At 60.6% G+C, this 15,599-nt stretch carries 9 protein-coding genes; 4 read left to right on the top strand and 5 right to left on the bottom strand.

The genetic code is table 11. From position 1 onward, the window contains the following. Positions 1–55: 55 nt before the first annotated feature. Positions 56–2,584 (bottom strand): calcium-binding protein, encoded by a 2,529-nt coding sequence (locus BM225_RS10835; RefSeq protein ID WP_072706619.1) that lies wholly within the window; start codon positions 2,582–2,584, stop codon positions 56–58. 490 nt (positions 2,585–3,074) lie between these two features. Here BM225_RS10835 and serS point away from each other — a divergent pair, with 490 nt between their 5' ends. Further along, the gene (gene serS, locus BM225_RS10830) at positions 3,075–4,367 is read left to right on the top strand and encodes a serine--tRNA ligase (RefSeq protein WP_092464369.1); all 1,293 of its coding nucleotides are present in this window, start codon (positions 3,075–3,077) and stop codon (positions 4,365–4,367) included. Positions 4,368–4,447: 80 nt separating this feature from the next. Next, on the top strand, positions 4,448–4,855 hold the full coding sequence (locus BM225_RS10825) for a hypothetical protein (protein WP_092464367.1): 408 nt from the start codon (positions 4,448–4,450) through the stop codon (positions 4,853–4,855). 104 nt (positions 4,856–4,959) lie between these two features. Here BM225_RS10825 and der read toward each other — a convergent pair whose 3' ends face one another. Genes der through BM225_RS10810 form a run of 3 tightly spaced genes read right to left on the bottom strand, consistent with a single transcriptional unit; the run spans position 4,960 to position 8,484 of the window. Continuing rightward, positions 4,960–6,435, bottom strand: coding sequence for a ribosome biogenesis GTPase Der (der, locus tag BM225_RS10820; RefSeq protein ID WP_092464365.1), 1,476 nt, complete (start codon positions 6,433–6,435; stop codon positions 4,960–4,962). Positions 6,436–6,484: 49 nt separating this feature from the next. Then, positions 6,485–7,798: a PQQ-like beta-propeller repeat protein gene (locus BM225_RS10815; RefSeq protein ID WP_072706623.1), complete on the bottom strand. Its 1,314-nt coding sequence runs from the start codon at positions 7,796–7,798 to the stop codon at positions 6,485–6,487. A gap of 23 nt (positions 7,799–7,821) precedes the next feature. After that, entirely contained in the window at positions 7,822–8,484 is a 663-nt protein-coding gene (locus BM225_RS10810; RefSeq protein ID WP_072706624.1) for a tetratricopeptide repeat protein, read from the bottom strand. Between the two features lie 246 nt (positions 8,485–8,730). On the opposite strand from BM225_RS10810, the gene BM225_RS10805 reads away from it, so the two are divergent. Next, positions 8,731–9,945: an efflux RND transporter periplasmic adaptor subunit gene (locus tag BM225_RS10805; RefSeq protein ID WP_072706625.1), complete on the top strand. Its 1,215-nt coding sequence runs from the start codon at positions 8,731–8,733 to the stop codon at positions 9,943–9,945. Then, positions 9,942–13,658 (top strand): efflux RND transporter permease subunit, encoded by a 3,717-nt coding sequence (locus BM225_RS10800; RefSeq protein WP_092464363.1) that lies wholly within the window; start codon positions 9,942–9,944, stop codon positions 13,656–13,658. The genes BM225_RS10805 and BM225_RS10800 overlap by 4 nt, the downstream gene beginning before the upstream one ends. Positions 13,659–13,697: 39 nt before the next feature. On the opposite strand, the gene BM225_RS10795 is transcribed toward BM225_RS10800, so the two are convergent. After that, positions 13,698–15,467 carry a GMC oxidoreductase gene (locus tag BM225_RS10795; protein WP_092464361.1) on the bottom strand — a complete coding sequence of 590 codons (1,770 nt, stop codon included), beginning with the start codon at positions 15,465–15,467 and terminating at the stop codon, positions 13,698–13,700. Between the last annotated feature and the right edge of the window lie 132 nt (positions 15,468–15,599).

The raw sequence follows: 15,599 nt of genomic DNA, 5'->3' as shown, positions 1-15,599 counted from the left end.
GCAAGGCGAAGGGGGCGCAATTGCCACTGCGCCCCCTGTTTCACACCAAATCTTGTCAGAGCGGGGTGATCGTCCCCCATGTCGGATCCGCGTAGGATCGGAATTCGATATGAGGCTGGAGCTCCGCAATCGTCGTATGTTTGACAAAGACCTGCCATGGTGAGTAGGTGCCCTCTTCCAGATCCGGGGCAGAAACGTAAATGCTCACACCCTCTTCCTCTTGGTACATTCGGAACTCCAATTCGGGGTTATCCGCTTCCAAAGCCTCCAGCTCTTCGTCGCTCAGGCCGTCGGCCATGTAGTGCATGGGGTCATACTCAATGATGATGGTCTCTCCGACTTCCCAATCGTCAATAGTGGTCAGGTCGTCCATCATCAAATGCTGGCCGTTATCCTTGATCACGGAGTCGATGTAGACTTCAAAGGTGTCCTGACCCGCGCCGCCCTGCAGCGTGTCGCCATCATCGCCGATCAGAGTGTCATTTCCGTCGCCGCCCCGGAGAACATCGGCAAACTTCTCGATGACCGTCGGGTCATCATCTTTGGCTGCAGATGCCTCGAAACCTTCGACCGCCACCAGCACGTCATCCCCAGCACCGCCGTTCAGTTCGGACTTACCATCGAAGTCAAAGATCCGGTCATTGCCATCGCCACCCTCGAGTCGGTCAAAGTCGATATCATCGTCAACCTCGGCGAACGAGTAGCCGTCATACAAGATATCGTCGCCCGCACCGCCGATATAGGTGTCGTTTCCGTCGTTATCCCCATCCGGCGAAGAGGACAGGAATTCCCGCAGAGCGTCGCTGTTGGACAATGTCAGGTTCGCGTGTGCCCCCAACGCATCCAAGTCATCAATCTGATCCAAGGTCCGCTGGTCACCAAAGAGCACGTCATTGTCATCGCCGCCTTCGACACTGTCGTCCCCATTGCCTGCGGTCACGACATCTTCGCCGGTGCCCGCTATGATGGTGTCATTGCCTTCGCCGCCTTCGATGGTGTCCGCGCCGCTGTCGCCGATAATCTGGTCATCGTCCGCACCGCCATCGATTACATCCGCGCCGTCACCACCTTGGATGTAGTCCAGCCCAAAACCGCCAGAGATTAAGTCTGCGTCGTCTCCGCCATTGATCGAGTCGTTACCGTCTCCGCCATCAATAGTGTCCGCGCCGCTGTCACCTGTGATCCGGTCGTCATTCTCGCCGCCGTTAATGTTGTCGGCCCCTGCGCCACCGGAGAGCAGGTCGAGACCCGCGCCGCCATCCAGTGTGTCGTCACCTTCGCCCGCGATCAGGGTGTCGTCATCTGCGCCCCCGTCCATGGAGTCATTACCAGTGCCACCAACCAGAGAGTCGAGACCCGCGCCGCCATTCAGAGTATCGTTCCCCGCCTGACCGTTCAGGTGATCATCACCGTCATCCCCGTTCAGCAGATCGTCACCATCGCCGCCCATCAGGGTGTCACTCTCGGTCCCGCCATCCAGCGTGTCGTCACCCGCGCCGCCAAGAAGCAGGTCACTCTCGGCGTAACCCGAAATCCAGTCGTTGCCGTCTCCACCATTCAGGCTGTTAGCCGTCGAGTCGCCCACCATGGTGTTATCAGCCCCGTTCCCGAGGGTTTCGAAGTCTTCGTTCTCGTAGTCGGGCACATATTGGTTCAGCGTGATATGAGGCACCGCCGACAGGTCTGCGTGTTTTATGAACATCACGGTTTGGCCCATGAATTCCACCCGCAACCCCTCTTCCTCTTGGAAGACAGAGGCAAAGGCACCGGTCTCGTCGGTATTTTCTTCAACGCGCAACTCGATCTGGCTCTGGGTGCCATTTAGAACGTGCATGGGATCGTAGTCAAAGATGATGTCTTCACCCTGTTCCCAATCGTCGATCACAACCATGTCGTCGATTTCGCCGTCTTGCGCGGTATCCTCGATCAGCGAGTCCGCATAGACGTTGAACTGGTCGTTGCCTGCGCCGCCAGCCATGGTGTCACCGTCGTCACCCCACAGAATGTCGTCTCCGCCGTCACCGCGCAGGACGTCAGCACCCTTAGCAGCAGGCGCATATCCATCCACAGCGACGATGGTGTCATTTCCCAGACCGCCGTAGAAGCGCGACGCGCCGTCGAAGTCCATCATAATGTCATTGCCCGACCCGCCGTACAGACGGTCAGCGTCAGCCTGATCCGAGTGACCGTCAAAGATCACATCGTCGCCATCGCCGCCGTAGTAAGAGTCGTCGCCGTCATTCTCGTCATCAGGCGCCGCCGACAGAATGTGGTTCAGCTCTTCGTAGTTTTCCGCAGTCAGGTTCGGGGCCGCCATCAAGGCATCGATCGCCTCAAGGCGCTCTTCGGTCGCGCTATTGCCAAGCAAGGTGTCGTTGCCCTGCCCGCCGTCCAGCAAATCGTTCCCCTCTTCGCCAAGCAGCAGATCGTTCCCGTCTGCGCCTTCTAGAGTGTCGTCTTCCGCGTCACCGACGATCCGATCATCATCGCTTTCGCCCGAGTCTTCAGAGCCCATGCCGCCCGACAATCCACCCAGAATGCCAAGGCTTGCCAGACCCATCAGGAACATCACTGCACCACTCATAACCCTAATCCTCATGACTGCTTTTATAGTCGTTTGGAGTAGTGCTGGCACACGAAGGGCCCCCCGCAAAACGCTTTCTGCAGGGTCACATTCCGGCCATTTTTCCTTGCGTCACAATGGTTAACAACGAAACAACCAAGTTTTTCAGGCCCCCGAAGCCACGCGTCACAGTGCCAGCCCGAAAGCGCCATATCGCGGCCCAGAACATTCCCCATTCCGACCCCACCCGCGCCGCCCGATGGCCCCATCAGTGCCCGCCCGCTGCCACATTTGCCGCCCCGTTTTACCTTCAGGAAACAATCGCGCCGCGAATCACCTCATTTCTTCATCTTTGCGGGAAATACTCCCGGGGGTCCGGGGGCAGGCAGCCCCCGGCCTCTGCCACCTGCCCCAATCTGCGGCATTTTTTTCCCGAGCGATCAAACCGCTCAGACTACCCCTCGCGCAAAAGATGTTGCATAACGCCCGCGAAGATTCACTGGAGAGACCCATGCACGACATTCGCTATATCCGCGAGAACGCAGCAGCCTTTGACGCCGCCTTGGCCCGCCGTGGCCTTGATCCGGTCTCACCCTCAATTCTCGCCCTTGATGCAGACCGCCGCGCGAAAATCGCAGCCGCCGAGACCGCCAAAGCCGAGCAGAACAAAGCGTCCAAAGAAGTCGGTGCCGCCAAAGCCCGCGGCGACGAGGCCGAATTCGAACGCCTACGCGCCCTTGTCGGCGACAAGAAGGCCGAAATCGCCCGTCTGAACGACGAAGCCAAGGCCGACGACGAAGCCTTGAACGCCATGCTCATGGAAATCCCGAACCTGCCCTTCGACGATGTCCCTGATGGCGCCGACGAAGACGACAATGTCGAGATCAAGAAATGGGGCACCCCCGCGACCCTCGATTTCGACGCCAAAGAGCATTTCGAGATCGCCGGCGTCATCCCTGGCATGGACTTCGCCACTGCTGGCAAGCTTTCCGGCTCGCGCTTTGTTGTGCTGACCGGCGCGGTTGCTCGCATCCACCGCGCTCTGGCACAGTTCATGCTGAACACCCACGTAGATGAAAACGGCCTGACCGAGGCATGGACCCCCGTGCTCGTCAAAGAAGAGATGATGTACGGCACCGGCCAGCTGCCCAAGTTCGGCGAGGACAGCTACAAAACCACCAACGGCTGGTGGATGGTCCCAACCGCCGAGGTCACCTTGACCAACTTCGTGAATGGCGAAGTCATCGAAGAGGCAACCTTGCCCCGCCGCTACGCTGCGCACACCCAGTGCTTCCGCTCCGAAGCGGGCAGCGCGGGCCGCGACACCTCGGGGATGCTGCGTCAGCACCAGTTCGAAAAAGTCGAAATGGTCTCGATCACCCACCCCGACACCAGCCGCGACGAGTTGGACCGCATGACCGGCTGCGCCGAAGGCATCCTCGAGCGCCTCGGCCTGCCCTACCGCACCGTTGCACTTTGCACCGGCGACATGGGCTTTGGCGCGCGCCGCACCCACGACATCGAAGTCTGGCTGCCCGGCCAAAACAAATACCGCGAGATCAGCTCGGTTTCGGTCTGCGGTGACTTCCAAGCCCGCCGCATGAACGCCCGGTTCAAGCCCACCGCGGGCGGCAAGCCTGAATTCGTGCACACCCTGAACGGCTCGGGCCTTGCTGTAGGCCGCTGCTTGATCGCGGTCCTCGAAAACGGACAACAAGCCGACGGGTCGGTCACACTACCCGAGGTGCTCCATGCCTATCTTGGGGGACGCACCACCCTCACCGCCGAAGGCCAACTGGTCTAAGCGGCACGCATATCCCAACCAAACGCCCGCGGAACAGCCCGCGGGCGTTCTTGTTTCCACACACGAAATATTTGGCCAACATGCATATTTCATCCCTTCCCCTCCCCAGCCACGTCCTGTCCCCCGCTGCCTCCGGCCTCCTCGCGCCGCTGGCCCTCACCCTTGTCGCCAGTCTCGCGGGCCCGACCGAGGCCGTCTGGCTCACCGGCGCTTTTCTAGCAGCACAGACCATCTTTCTGCTGATCATCGCCAACAGTCCTTTCTGCCCACGCCTATTCGCTCCTCTGATTGCCATCAGCGCACTGGTCACCCTGACCCTTAGCCCGCTTCTGCTCCCGCTTGGTCTCCTTATCCACGCGCTCTGGGCCCTACTGCACCAATCGGCCCGCATCACGGGTCACCTGCCGCGCCCATATCTCTACTTCACGCTGACAGCAGACCTGACAGCAGCGACCGTCCTCACCTTCGCCCTACACTTCACCCAATAAAAAAGGACGCCCGCAAAGGGGCGCCCTCTTTCATCTTTGCCAAAATACTCTCGGGGGTCTGGGGGCAGACAGCCCCCGGCCGCGCAACACAAGCCCAACAAGGCTTATGTCCGCTGGCCCTTGCCCAAGTGCTTTTTCAGCTTCGAAGGCTGTGCCTTCTTCTTGTTCTGATAGGGGTTACGATCCCCTTGTCCGCGCATATGCAGACGGATCGGCGTCCCGGGCATATCAAAGTCCTCGCGCAAACCATTGATAAGATAGCGCGAATAGCTATCTGGCATCTTATCGGGATGTGAACACATGACCACAAATCCCGGCGGACGGGTCTTGGCTTGGGTCATGTAGCGCAGCTTGATCCGGCGTCCGTTCGGCGCGGGCGGCGGGTGGGCCGAGATCATGCCCTCGAGCCAACGGTTCAGCCTGGCAGTCGACACGCGGCGGTTCCAAACGTCATGGGCGCGCTCAATGGCGTTGCGCAGACGGTCCAAACCACGGCCTGTTTTCGCAGAGACCGTCACCAGCGGCGCGCCGCGGAGCTGAGGCAGCAGACGCTCGAACGACTCTTTCAAATCGCGCAGCTTCTCTTGTTTCTCGTCTTCGATGTCCCACTTGTTGACAGCTACGACCACAGCCCGCCCCTCGCGCTCGGCAAGGTCGGCAATCCGCAAATCCTGCTGCTCGAACGGGATCGCCGCATCCAGCAGAACAACCACAACCTCGGCAAATTTGACCGCGCGCAAACCGTCAGAGACTGACAGCTTCTCGACCTTGTCCTGCACCTTGGCGCGCTTGCGCATGCCAGCAGTGTCAAAGATCCGCATCGGCAGCCCGTCCCACTCGATCCGCAATGCGATCGCGTCGCGGGTGATGCCCGCTTCGGGTCCGGTCAGCAGGCGATCCTCGCCCAAAATCTTGTTGATCAGCGTCGACTTGCCCGCATTCGGGCGGCCAACGACAGCAACCTGCAACGGCTTCGCCGCAGTAGGACGATGCACCTTCAGGTTCTCGTCACCGTCGAAGTCGTCTTCGTCATCGCCCACTTCGACCTCGGTCTCAGGCGCTTCGGCTTCGGCGCGTTCGGCGTACTCATCGGCCAAGGGCAGCAGAGTCGTGTACAGGTCGTTCAGACCTTCGCCATGCTCGGCTGACAAACGGATCGGCTCGCCAATCCCCAGACCATACGCCTCAATCACACCGGCATCCGCGGCAGCGCCTTCGGCCTTGTTCGCGGCAAGGATCACATGCTTGGCCCGCTTACGCAGGATTTCGGCAAAAATCTCGTCTACGGGGGTCACGCCCACGCGCGCATCGATCATGAACAGACAGATGTCCGCCATATCGACGGCCCGCTCGGTCAGGCGCCGCATCCGCCCCTGAAGGCTGTCATCCGTCGCATCCTCGAGGCCCGCGGTGTCGATCACGGTAAAGCGCAGGTCCGCAAGGCGTGCATCGCCTTCGCGCAGGTCGCGCGTGACGCCAGGCTGGTCATCGACCAGCGCCAGACGTTTACCAACGAGGCGGTTGAACAGCGTGGACTTGCCCACATTGGGGCGGCCCACGATGGCCAGCGAAAATGTCATAGTAGCGACTCCGTCAGGATCAAGCCGCAGCCCTTAACGCATATTTGCGTCAACGGAAAGCGATCAGTTTGCCCTTGCGCGACACAACATACACCAAACCGTTCACAACGATGGGTGCGGTTGCCGCGCCGCCATCCACGACCACACCGCCGGTAAACGCGCCGCTTGCCGCGTCAAAGCTGCGGAGCGAGCCGTCACCCGAAGCAATCAGCAACTGATCATTCACCAGAAGCGGGCCATAGTGGGCATAAACGTCCGCCCGCTTGCGCGGCGTGCGGGCCATATAGTTCGGCAATTTGGTGCCCCAAATGCGGCTACCATCAGCAGCGTCCAAGCGCAGCAATTCGTTCCGGTCCGAAATAAGGAAGACCGAGCCGCCGCCGACAGCCACGGGGCTGAGCGCGCCTTCTTGGGCCGTCCACATACGATCACCGGTATCCAGATCCAGCGCCGCCAAGCGGCCAGAGTGGTTCGACACGTAAACTGTGCCGCCATCAATCACCGGATCGCCCGTCACCGCGCTGATCTGGGCCAAGGCACTGCCTGTCCGCGTCCCCGACACCGACGCACGCCAACGCTGCACACCGCCAAGACGGAACGCAGACACCAGCTCACCGTTCGAGAAAGGGAACAGGACCAACTGGTCCGTCACGGCGGGCGCAGGACCGCCTACGATGGACGCGCCACCTTCGACGCCATTCAGTTGCCAGCGCACGCGGCCAGTGTCTTTCTCCAGCGCCCAACCACGGTTGTCGCTCGAGACAAAGTATACCAGATCACCCGCAACGGTGGGTGTGCCGGTCCCGCCCGCGTTCAATTGCTGTTCCCATAGGATGCGGCCAGTCGCGATATCCATCGCGGTCAGGCTGCCAAAACCCGAGGACGCGTAAACCAAATTACCATCCACAGCGAGCCCGCCGCCCGAGGCTTGGCTCGAGTCGTCACGCATCGGGGTTAGGTCGCGGCGCCACAAGACACGGCCATCCGGCGCGGTCGCCTGAACGGTCGCTTGGGCATCCAAGGTAAAGATGCGGTTGTCCGCCACTACGGGCTGCGCCGTGATACGGTGTTTGCGGTCTTCGGCCGCGCCGATGGACACTTCGAACACCTGCTCCAGCGGATAGTTCACGCGCAGATGGCCTGGGTTGTTCTGGATGTTCGCTTGCGACTGGGGCCACGAGGTCAGGTTCTGGGCCGCAGCAAAGGAAATCGGCGCCGTAAGGTTTTCGGGCGCGGCCTCGGGGGTCTCGCCCCGCAGGGTCAGGCGCTCGCCGGGTAGGATCACCTCTTGCTGTGCGCAGCCCGCCAGCAGGGTTGTCGCGGCAAGAACCGCAGTCAAGGCAGTGCGGCGGCAAAGCGTCATGGCAATCTTCCTCGTCAAACTATTTATTGGGCCGCAGCCTCGGGGTCGGCCCCCAAAGCGGTCAATGCATCACGGACACGCTGACGCTGGTCAGGGGCGACCTCTGCGTCGTTCAGAATACGGGTCAAAGTCTCGATCGCCAAATCTCGATTGCCGGCGCCCGCTTCTAAGTAGGCCAGCTCTTCCAAAGCCAGCAGGCGCAGGGGCGCGCCAGGTGCAGCCAAAGCCTCTAGCGAAACGCGGCGCGCATCGGTGTCTTGGGTTTCGGGCGCGATCAGCAGCGCCTTGAACGCTGCGATATCACGGTAGATGCGGGGCAATTCGCCGTCGGCAGCGACCTCGTTCAGGGCAGTGATCGCCCCTTCGGTGTCGCCAGCCTCGACCAGTTGCTGTGCGCGCATCTGTGCCACGATCGCAGAGGCGGTCGCATCCGGCGCTTCGATCATACCCAAAGCGTCGGCGCGCTGTTCGGGGGTTTCTGCGGTGGATGCGTCAAGCAGGCTATCACCAAATGCCTCTGCCTCGGCCTGCTCCTGCGCCTTGGTCCATTCGTTCCAAGCTGCCCCGCCAACGACCACAACGACGGCCAGACCCACGATCCATCCATACCGCTTGATATAGGCGAAAGTCCGATCGCGACGCACCTCTTCGGTGACTTCGTCGATAAAGCTGTCGGTATTGCTCATAGTCTGCCCCGTAACTCTTTGCCCCTCTGTAACCCTAGACGCGTTCCCTTGCCAAGGGCGATGGTGCTTTTGCATTCATCCTAAAGGGTCTACGGGCTATCGGAATTCCTCCAATTGCCGTTTATATGTCGCACAGCTGATCTAAACTATGTGGTTTAGCGTAAACGTTTTCGGTGTAGGAATAGCCCGCAACGATTCCCGCCTTTGTGTGTTAGACTGTGCTGCGGGCCAAGACCGAGGATATCCATGCGCATCGTCCAACTTCTGACTGCCCTGATTGTAACCGGAGTTCTGTATCTGGTTGTGTTCGAGCGCGAGCAATTGCTGGCCTTTGCAGGTGCTGCCCCAACCGAGGAGACCGCATCCGAGGATGAGGCGCGCACCACTCGTAAGGTGGGTGTGGTCGTGCAGACCATGGAAGCCCAAGAAATCGACAGCGCCGTGATTTTGCGCGGCCAAACCGAAGCCGCCCGTCAGGTCGAGCTGCGGTCGGAAAGCTCTGGTCAGGTGATCTCGGCGCCTCTGCGCAAGGGTAAGTACGTGACCAAAGACACAGTCATGTGTGAGCTTGATCCCGGCACGCTCGAAGCCACGCTGGCCGAAGCCGAAGCCGCCCTGGCCGAGGCAGAGGCCGCCCGCCCCGAAGCGCAGGCCCGCTTGGTCGAGGCCAAAGCCAGATTGCGCGAGGCAGAGATCAATGCCCGTGCCGCGAGCGAGCTGTCCAAGAATGGCTTTGCCTCTGAGACGCAGGTTGCCAACGCCGAGGCCGCAATCGAAAGCGCCCGCGCCTCGGTCGAGGCTGCAACAGGCGGACTGTCCAGCGCCGAAGCGCGCATTTTGTCCGCCAAAGCCTCGATCGCGTCGGTGAAGAAGGAAATCGATCGCCTGACAATCGAAGCCCCCTTTGATGGCATTATCGAAAACGACACCGCCGAGCTTGGCAGTTTGATGCAGCCCGGCTCGCTCTGTGGCACCGTCATCCAGCTGGACCCGATCAAGGTCGTGGGCTTTGTCCCCGAAACCGAGGTGAACCGCATTGATCTGGGGGCGAAGGCAGGCGCGCGTCTGACCACCGGCCAAGAGGTTGTGGGCCAAGTGACGTTCCTGTCGCGCTCCGCGGACGAGATCACCCGCACCTTCCGCGTGGAGATTGACGTTCCGAACGCGGACCTGAACATCCGCGAGGGACAAACGGCCGAGGTCGCAATCTCTGCCCCGGGCGAGAATGCGCATCTGCTGCCCCAATCCGCGCTGACCCTGAACGACGAGGGCGCTTTGGGCGTGCGTGTGGTCGATACGGGTGATGTGGCGCGCTTTATGCCTGTATCTGTTCTGCGTGACACCATCGACGGTATCTGGGTCAGCGGCCTGCCCCAAACCGTGTCCGTGATCGTGGTCGGTCAGGAATACGTGGTGGATGGCGTCGCCGTAGATCCCACTTATCGAGAGGCCAGTAAATGATCGGCATCGTCGACTGGGCTGCTGAACGCGCCCGCATGGTTCTGTTCTTCATCGTGATCTCGATCGCGGTGGGGGCCTTTGCCTATGTGGGCCTGCCCAAAGAGGGCGAGCCGGACATCGAAATTCCCGCGCTGTTTGTCTCGGTTCCATTCCAAGGCATCAGCGCCGAAGACAGCGAAACCCTGTTGGTCAAACCCATGGAGACAGAGCTGTCCGATCTGGACGGGCTAAAGTCCATGTCCTCGACCGCGTCCGAAGGGTACGCAGGTGTCGCGCTGGAATTCGAGTTTGGCTGGGACAAGACCAAAACGCTGGCCGATGTGCGCGACGCGATGAACACTGCCGAAGGAAACTTCCCCGCAGGCGCCGAGAAATACTCGATCAACGAGATCAACTTTTCAGAATTTCCGATCATCATTGTGAACCTGACCGGTGCCGTGCCGGAACGCACAATGAACCGCATTGCCAAGGACTTACAAGAAGACATTGAAGGACTGGATGCGGTTCTAGAGGCCGGCATCGCGGGCAACCGCGACGAGATGCTCGAGGTCGTGATCGACCCACTGAAGCTGGAGAGCTACAACGTCACAGCCGATGAGCTGATTAACGTGGTTCAGAACAACAACCAGCTGATCGCAGCGGGCGAAGTGAAGACCGAACAAGGCTCTTTTGCCGTCAAAATCCCTTCGTCCTTTGACGAGCCGCGCGATGTTTATGACCTACCCGTGAAAACAAACGGCGACCGTGTTGTGACCTTGGGCGATATCGCGGACATCCGCCCGACCTTCGAAGACCGACAGGGCACCGCGCGCTTTAACGGCGAGAAAACCGTTGCCCTGCAGGTGGTCAAGCGCAAGGGCTACAACCTGATCGACACCGCGAACGAGGTCAAAGAGGTCATCGCCACCGCCAGCGCAGCATGGCCTGACGAGATGCGCGCCGCCGTGCAAGTGGGCAGCTCGAACGACCAGTCCCACACCGTGGACAGCATGGTCAAACAGCTCGAAGGATCGGTGCTGACAGCGATCGCGCTGGTCATGATCGTGGTGCTCGCGTCCTTGGGCATCCGCCCTGCGCTGTTGGTTGGCTTCTCGATCCCGACGTCGTTCCTGCTATGCTTTGCAATCCTTGGAGCCTCGGGCATCGCCATTTCGAACATTGTCATGTTTGGTCTGATCCTTGCCGTGGGCATGCTGGTGGATGGCGCGATCGTGGTGGTGGAATACGCTGACAAGCGCATCTCCGAAGGTTCGGGCCCCATGCACGCCTATGTCGAGGCTGCCAAGCGTATGTTCTGGCCCATCGTCAGTTCGACCGCGACGACGCTCTGTGCCTTCTTGCCCATGCTGTTCTGGCCCGGTGTGCCCGGCGAATTCATGGGAATGCTGCCCGTGACCCTGATCTATGTTCTGTCTGCCTCGTTGGTGGTGGCACTGATCTACCTGCCTGTCCTTGGCGGCGTGACCGGCCGCTTGAGCCGCACGTTCCACAATTCCGGCGAAGGTCTGCGCCGCATCGCGCCGTGGTGGGTGCGCATCCTTCTGGTTCCCCCCAGCCTCTACCTGATTTTTATCGGCGTCATGCAGACCCTGAACCCGGGCTACCTGACCAACGGTCAGGGTGGTGGCAGCTTTGGTGCCTATCTGCCCGGCATCATGATCTTCCTCGTCGGGGCTGTGCTATCCAGCATCACCATCGACGCTGCCCGCGTGGATTGGCGCAAGAAGCGCAGCGTGGATGCAGGCTACAAGCGGTCGCCGTTCGGTTGGCTCATGCACGGGATCGTGGGCAATCCCATCATGCCGCTTGCGGTCATTGGCGGGGTCATCTTCTTTGTCATCTCGACCTTTGGCTATTACGGCGCAAACAACAATGGCGTCGAATTCTTCGTCGCGTCCGAGCCCGAGCAAGCACAGGTCTATGTCCGCGCACGCGGCAACCTGAGCCTGCAGGAAAAGGATGCGCTGGTGCGCGAGGTCGAGGAAGTCGTTATCGCCCACCCCGGTGTACGCTCGGTCTTCTCCTTTGCGGGATCGGGTGGGCTCGACAGCAACAACGGCGGCGCGCAGGCCCCATCGGACACCATCGGTCAGGTGCAATTCGAAACCATTCGCTGGGAAGAGCGGATGGGCCGCGCCGATCTGGACGGCAACGTGGTGCTCGAGGAATTGACCACACAGCTCAACCAGATTCCGGGCATACAGGCCGAAGTGCTGGAGCTGGCCATGGGCCCCGCCTCTGGGAAACCTGTGCACCTGCGGCTCAAGGGCGACGACTGGGACGAACTGGTGGGCGCGACGCAAACGGCCCGCACACAGTTTGAAAGCCTGCCCGGCCTGACGCTGATCGAAGACACCCTGCCCCTGCCCGGCATCGACTGGCAAATCGACGTGGACGTGGCCAAGGCGGGTCGCTACGGCGCGAACGTGGCAGCCGTGGGCGCGATGGTTCAGTTGGTCACAAACGGTCTGCTATTGGACACCATGCGCGTGGACACCAGCGACGAAGAGATCGACATCCGCGTCCGCCTGCCCGAACAGGACCGCGTGCTGTCGACATTAGATACGCTCAAGGTCCGTACCGCCGAAGGGCTCGTGCCCTTGGCCAACTTCATCACGCGCCAGCCCGTCGCGCAGTTGGCGGAGATCAACCGCGTCGATCAAAAGCGGCACTTTGACATCAAGGCAGACGTGGCCCCCGGCCTGTGGAAACTGGTGCAGGACGGCGAAATCACCGCCATGCTGCAAGACCTGACTGTGCTGCCCGTGGGCGAACGCGGCCAAGCCTTTGCGACCAAGGGAGAAACCCCCTACGGTCTGTACTGGCTAGCCGAGGGTACGGACCGTGAGGCCGTGCGCGACGCAGTCAACGGCGACGCTGTGCTCAGTGCTGTGAATGGCAACGAACGGATCGAGGCACTGGACGCTTGGCTCGACACAGAGCCGTTCCCCGCCAGCATAGAGGCCGAGTGGACTGGCGACCAAGAGGATCAAGCCGAGTCCGCAGCCTTCCTTCAGAGTGCGTTTGCAGGTGCGCTTGGGCTGATGTTTGTGATCCTTCTGGCGCAGTTCAACAGCTTCTATAACTCTGTACTCGTGCTCTTGGCGGTCATTCTATCAACGGCAGGTGTGCTGATCGGGATGCTGGTGATGAACCAGCCGTTCTCGATCATCATGACAGGCACAGGGATTGTCGCGCTTGCGGGGATCGTCGTGAACAACAACATCGTTCTGATTGACACCTATCAGGAATTCTCGCGGTACATGCCGCGGATCGATGCGATCACGCGCACAGCCGAAGCCCGCATCCGTCCCGTTCTGCTGACCACCATCACCACGATGGCAGGTCTGGCCCCGATGATGTTTGGCCTCAGCCTCGATTTCATCAACGGCGGCTACTCGATCGACAGCCCCACTGCCCTGTGGTGGAAGCAGCTTGCCACCGCTGTGGTCTTTGGTCTGGGGATCGCCACGGTTCTGACGCTGGTCTTTACGCCATCACTGCTGGCGCTGCGGGTTTGGGCGGGCACATATCTGCACTGGATCGCGACCCTGCTGGCCAAGATGTCCCTTGGCAAAGGCAGCCGTGCCGCGCGCGATCTGGCACTGGCCCGCGCTGCGAGACGTGTCAAACGGCCCGAAATCATTTGGGAGGTCGAGGATATCTCGGCCCCGGTGCCACACCACACCAGCACAATGCGCGCCGCCGAATAACGTCTCAGCCCCTTCTGCACCAGAAGGGGCTGTTTTCGTTCAGGCCGCCGCCGCAGGTTTCTGGCTGGCTTTGTCCTTTAGGTGATCAGCCAGACGCACGGCGATCCCCATCATCATCAAGGTCGGGTTCGCGTGCCCGCTGGTCGGAAAGACCGAGCCGCCCGCCACATAGAGCCCTTCGGTCCCGTAGACCTGACAGTTCTGATCCACAACACCGGTCGCCGGATCAAGGCTCATGCGTGTCGTCCCCAAGGTGTGCGCCATATCAATGATGACTGCATCTTCGGGGCGGTCGTTCTGAACCCAATCGGCCAATTGCGGTCGCGGCAGACCAGACGCCTCTAATTCGTCTGCAACCAGTCTTGCGATGCCCGCGAGCGCGCGGCGGGGGGCTGCTCCGATCTCCCACTCCACGCGGGGCAGCGGATTTCCAAAACGGTCGGTCTGCTCAGACAAGGTCACGCGGTTTTCAGCGCGCGGGGGCTGTTCGGTGATCGCATGAATCGCAACTCCGGTGAGCTTGTGCGGGATGCCGCGGGTCTCGAATTCTTCGACCACGAAATTAGGACTGATCAGGATCGCGGCGTTGGACACCATCTGCTTGACCTTGCGCGGAACGATCCCGCTTTGCAGCGCCTTTTGCGCGACACCTGCGCCGACGATACCCGCGTTGGCGATGATGTTCTTGATATCTGCCAGCGGCCGGTCGCTCTGGCGTTTCAGCAAACGCTTGAGCGCATCAAACGGGTTGTCCTCGGCGCGCTCCATCATGAAGTAGACCGCGCAATTCAACTGCTCTTCCTCGCGCTGCAGCTCCGGTGCCATAGAAAGGCCCGGCATGTACATCAGTGTACGGCCATTATGGGACAGACCATAGAAGCTGAACCTTTTCTTGATCGGCTTCAGATCCTTCTCGGGGAAGCTCGCCACATGCGCGCCCGGATGATCCATCAGGTAGCGGCCCACCTGATCAGTGTCGTTGCCAAGCCCCGCCGGTTTGGCGTCATTGGACAGCAGCAGAAGTCGCGCATTTTCCACCGCACTCGCCGCGATCACGCAGGTGTCGCCGTGCAGTTCGAACACCTCTCCGGCGATGTTCGCTACGGACACCCCGCGCACAAAACGCCCCGTAGGATCGGTCAGGATTTTTTGCGCCGTCGCATCGGTCACGATGGTTACATCACTGCGCTGCTCTTCCAGAAATTCCGGGCCCGAGCGATAGATATCCATCGGGTCCACGCGCGACCGCGCAAATTGCCAGAAGAAAGGCTTCAGTCGGCTTTCGTTGAGTTTGGGTTCAGGCGACTTGCGGCCCGCCACATCCCAGAACTTTTCATCGTACACATTCGGGCCAAGGTTCAGGATATCGGCCGCACGGTCGAGGTAGGGCATCAACTCGGGTCGGCTGATAGGCCAACCCGACAGCGGGACCCAAGGGCGCTCTGCAAAATCGGTCTCGTCGAACGTCGCGGATTTCCCCGCCCAAGCAATGGTTGATCCACCAATCACGCGGCAGCGCACGCCATAGCGCTGAACGTCTGGGTCCCAATGCACCGTCGACTCCGCGTGAAACTCCTGCCGCTTGGCCAAGGGCGCGGGGCTGCGCAAATCTCCGTCATGGTCCACGCGGCACAGTTCGGCTGTTTCCGGCGTTTCGATCAGACCCGCGCTTTCCAGCACGACGATATTCAAACCTTGGCCTGACATCTCTTGGGCCACGGCCAGACCGGACGGGCCAGCGCCGACAATCAACAAATCGATTTTTCCGGGATTTCGGGCGAATTGCGACAGGGGAACGAGCGTCGTCATACAACAAATCTTTCAAAATTTCGGGACCGCGAACCGGCAAAAAACCAAGCGGTGCCCCACAAAGAATCTAAAAATACGCGGACAGTTTACTGCGTTCTGCGCAAACACCCTATGGTAGAATTTCCCTCGAGT

Source organism: Donghicola eburneus, assembly GCF_900115865.1.
GTDB classification, from domain to species: Bacteria; Pseudomonadota; Alphaproteobacteria; order Rhodobacterales; family Rhodobacteraceae; genus Donghicola; species Donghicola eburneus.
The sequence above is the reverse complement of the archived record's forward strand: the minus strand, read 5'-3'. Positions and strand labels throughout refer to the sequence as shown.